Consider the following 3,944-nt stretch of genomic DNA (forward strand, 5'->3'; position numbering starts at 1 on the left):
TAAGCGTAATGACGACTTTTTCACTTAGATTACTGTAATATAGTGGAAGTTAAAAATGAGGAGGGATTATTATCCATTACCAACCTATTAAACTAAATGACGAGTTATCTAAAATTAACGATTATTGGTATCCACGAGTGATTGGTGAAATGAATGATGATCAAATTCAGCTTTTTAAGGCTAATGGAGATTTTATATGGCATGAGCATCCTAATACGGATAAGCTATTTATCGTGCTTGAAGGGGAGATGTTCATCGATTTTCGTGATGGACAGGTGAAAATTTCTAAGGGCGAGATGTTTATTGTCCCGAGAGGCGTTGAGCATAAACCTTTCACTGAAAAGGAATCTCACATCATGTTGGTAGAGCCTAAAAGGGGAATGGGTTGATAATTGTATCTAATGTTTCGTTGGCAGATAAGAAAGTGTAGATAAAATTGAGAAGTTAGGATTTAAATGCTCTATTATGGAATAAAGCATGCATCTTTAATTGATACCCTATTATAGAAATATTATGCAGTAACCTTTTCCTTATTAATTCGCCCATATTCCTATTCTAATATCTAACATAAAAATACATCACTATTAAATAGTGATGTATTTTTATGTTAGAAAGAATCGTTATACGCAACTGTACCTTTTAATTAACAGATTTGCTATTAAAAATCATGGTAAAGATGTACGTAGATATCTATAACTAAAGTAATTCCTTTATAAAAAAGTATCCACTTTCTTGACCTAAAACAATGATAGAATTAGAAGTACCCACTTTCTTGTCTAAAAAGTATCCATTTTCATGTCTTTGTACATTAAGAGGGGGAGAGAGGATGAACTAAACTTTTCAAGTGTTCGTTAAATGTGAATTTAACGAAAGGTGATATTTACCGTATAAAACAAAGGTGATTACTTTGAAATCAGTAAAGTTATCATTAGCACCAACTACTTTTGTTATAACAGGAGAAATAAAGGAAGTAATGCTTAAAATGCAAAGAAAGTGTTCATTAAGCAAGTGTAAAAAATCTATCTCCTTACATTAGTTATTCTATTAATGACGCAGATGCATTAACTTTAGAAACAAGTACCCCAGGATTAATTTTAAAAACAGAAGATGGATTGAAAGGGATTATTACAACTGTAAAAAGGAAGATCATAGATTTCATGTTAGCGGGACATTTAGACGCAAATGGTGAACCACAAGCGTCTAAAAAATCAAACGCAGCCTATACAGAGGTTAGAAGTATCGGATGTGAAGCTTCAAAGCCTAATTGGGAAGAAGGCGACAGTGGACATTTGAAAACCGGAGAAGGGTTTCAACCCGTAGTTGTTGGAAAAACAACCATACAAAAACAAAATTACATATTATTGGGGCTAATGAATCTGTAACACTAGCAACAATAGAATTAATGTTTTATCTTAAGGATAATAAGAAAGAAATAGAATATAAATAAGGGCATTTACTTAACGTACTTATTTTCTATCATTATATAAAAGAGTTGTATTTATTTCTTAATTAATATTTGAATGTTTTAATAATCCATTTTTATACTTTTATTGTAGTATTTATCATTATAAATCCTATATTTATCCAATTTAAATAAATATAGGAGAATGAAATATTGATAAATATACAAAATATGAGAAATGTGTAGAATAATGTATGATTATCTATGTTTATTTCTCCGTATATTCCAATTAATCTATTATGTGAGGAGTATAAATTCTTACAAAAGAATATAGGAGGAGAAATTTATGAAGAAATTTATTATTGGTTCATTAACGTTAGGTGTCATGCTAGGATCGGGTGGTAGTTTTGCTTCTGCAGATGAACTTGATAGTGTTTCTCAAAATGCAAACACTATACAATCTATATCAGCTTCCACTACAAAATCAATAACTGCGAGCCAATTTAGCAAAGTCTATGCAGAGATGAAAAAATATGAAGGTAAACCATATAAATATGGTGGAAATAGTCCTAAAACTGGATTTGATTGTTCGGGATTAATGCTATAGGGATATGGAACACAAGGGATTAAATTACCACGCACATCACAAGCTCAATATAATCAAACAACACGCGTTGAAAGAAAGGTTCTTCAACCAGGAGATTTAGTTTTCTTTAAAGGAACGGTTGCGGGCAAATCAGGTATTACTCATGTTGGTATGTATATTGGTAATAACAAGTTTTATAATGCTAGTAATTCCGGAGTAGGTGAAGCTAGCTTAGATAGTACATATATTGCAAGATATGGTCGAATTAAATAAAAAATGGATTATAAGGTTCCAGAAAAAGAACTGAAGTCAAAATTGACTTCAGTTCTTTTTGATTAATTAATGTCCTCGGACAACAAAAGTACTAATCACTCGGCCGTTGTAAGTTACCTCATATTTATTTCCCTCTGTGATTGGCATAGGGAAAACAACTGGAGAAGATAACCCCTTTGTAGTAACATTTGTCGTACCAATAACTTTATTAAACTCATATTGTTTAATAGTATATGTTACTCCTTTATCTCCTACCATAGAAAAAGAACCTGTCATATAAGCTGGTACATCAGTTCCATTTTCATAATCTCTACCAGCAACCTTTACCTTTTGAATCTTCGCATCATTAATCGCAGCTTCTGCTTTTGTTAAACTTAATTCTGGAAAAGACAAAGTTGTTATACCTAAAGTTCCCAAAAGAATAGTACTAGATAAAATTATTTTTTTGAACATTACAAATCCTCCTAATATTTTCATTTCACTTACTTTTAAATATTAACATATTCTGTTAAAATATTGCATATTCGGAATTTGATAAATAAATATCTAATTATTCATATGATTACAAATATTTTACGGTGAATTCATAAAATGATTACTTGGTTCAACTTCGTTTTTGCTGAAGTAGCTATCTTCGATACTTTGTTAGGACTTTTAGGCTTTTTAGAGCAACTGCGAGCTGAGCGTAAAAAGGAAATAAAAAAAATTAACCAATTGTAAAACCTGAAAATGGAGGCTTTTTTAAAGAACACCCATAAAGTCAATGTTTTGATATTATTATCAAAAATTCCGATGAAGCAATATGTCTAGAAAAAAATACATTTGAGTTTTATAGAGTTTAAATGCAAATACTATATTTGTTATGTTTATTATGAGGGTTCATTTCTATAATGATTTGAATCATAATTTTGAAAAAGGATTTGAAGGGTTTGAAGTCTCCAATTTTGATGTGGAACATAATGATGAAAGAAATATCCCGGATGAGGACAGATGTAGGGGTTGTAGCAATCCAAATACTTAATATCACACCAAAATATACAATGAAGCGGTATGTGAGCGTCGTAAAGACAATTATGAAGTTTGTCCTGAATGTGGATTTTTATTTGAGTATGGTACGCTTTTAGGAAGTCATTGCAAAAGCTGCGAAATAAATTTCTCCCTATATAGTTAGTGTAAATAAATCATATTTAGTTCAAAACATAGCAAATCTATTTTAATTACAAACTTTTATCTAATTAATAGAATCAAATGTTTATTAAAACGAATGAATTTATGATATATTTCTAAGGTAGTGCACAAATGCAAAATCACAAAAAAGATCACCCATTTTATAGGTGATTTTTTAATATTTATTAAACAAAATTAACATTGATTAAATGCAGATGTTTTTTATATTATTACACAAGACTATTCAGATTTAGTTCTATAAAATTTTAGTTTAGACTTTTTTGTCTAAATAATTTAGAGTTTCATGTCCTTGTACATGAGATGGGAGGGGAGGTTAACCTACATCCACCCAAGTGTTCGTTAAATTCCGATTTAATGAACTCTTCAGGGTTTTTCATAGAATTTAAATATAATATAGGAGTTTAGGCTATATTAACACATCATTATTTCCAAAAAATTGTTATTTAACCAAAGAGTCGCGTGGAGGTTTAAAGGATTCTTAAATTAACTAAAGAC

Annotated in this window: 4 protein-coding genes and 2 pseudogenes; 5 read left to right on the forward strand and 1 reads right to left on the reverse strand. The window is 30.1% G+C overall.

The genetic code is table 11. The features are described 5' to 3' along the window. Positions 1-149 precede the first annotated feature (149 nt). From DN393_RS23380 to DN393_RS23390, 3 genes and pseudogenes are all read left to right on the forward strand, one after another. Positions 150-389 carry a cupin domain-containing protein gene (locus DN393_RS23380; RefSeq protein ID WP_149173985.1) on the forward strand — a complete coding sequence of 80 codons (240 nt, stop codon included), beginning with the start codon at positions 150-152 and terminating at the stop codon, positions 387-389. 723 nt (positions 390-1,112) lie between these two features. After that, positions 1,113-1,382, forward strand: a complete 270-nt coding sequence (locus tag DN393_RS32190; RefSeq protein WP_255449832.1) for a hypothetical protein — start codon at positions 1,113-1,115, stop codon at positions 1,380-1,382. 366 nt (positions 1,383-1,748) lie between these two features. Beyond that, positions 1,749-2,261 (forward strand): annotated as a pseudogene (locus DN393_RS23390) (C40 family peptidase). 66 nt (positions 2,262-2,327) lie between these two features. On the opposite strand, the gene DN393_RS23395 reads toward DN393_RS23390, so the two are convergent. Next, positions 2,328-2,714: a hypothetical protein gene (locus tag DN393_RS23395; protein WP_002203991.1), complete on the reverse strand. Its 387-nt coding sequence runs from the start codon at positions 2,712-2,714 to the stop codon at positions 2,328-2,330. A 138-nt stretch (positions 2,715-2,852) separates the two neighbouring features. Here DN393_RS23395 and DN393_RS32195 point away from each other — a divergent pair, with 138 nt between their 5' ends. After that, positions 2,853-2,981: a hypothetical protein gene (locus DN393_RS32195; RefSeq protein WP_255449833.1), complete on the forward strand. Its 129-nt coding sequence runs from the start codon at positions 2,853-2,855 to the stop codon at positions 2,979-2,981. Positions 2,982-3,019: 38 nt separating this feature from the next. Then, positions 3,020-3,103: pseudogene (locus DN393_RS23400) on the forward strand (phosphoribulokinase); the annotation flags it as partial. Positions 3,104-3,944: the final 841 nt, after the last annotated feature.

This window comes from Bacillus sp. BPN334 (assembly GCF_008368885.1).
Taxonomy (GTDB): domain Bacteria; phylum Bacillota; class Bacilli; order Bacillales; family Bacillaceae_G; genus Bacillus_A; species Bacillus_A wiedmannii.

Excerpts from the sequence above, each read along its gene's own strand:
- DN393_RS23380 (WP_149173985.1), top strand. The coding sequence starts at position 150 with ATGAATGATGATCAAATTCAGCTTTTTAAGGCTAATGGAGATTTTATA.
- DN393_RS23395 (WP_002203991.1), bottom strand. The coding sequence starts at position 2,714 with ATGTTCAAAAAAATAATTTTATCTAGTACTATTCTTTTGGGAACTTTA.
- DN393_RS32195 (WP_255449833.1), top strand. The coding sequence starts at position 2,853 with ATGATTACTTGGTTCAACTTCGTTTTTGCTGAAGTAGCTATCTTCGAT.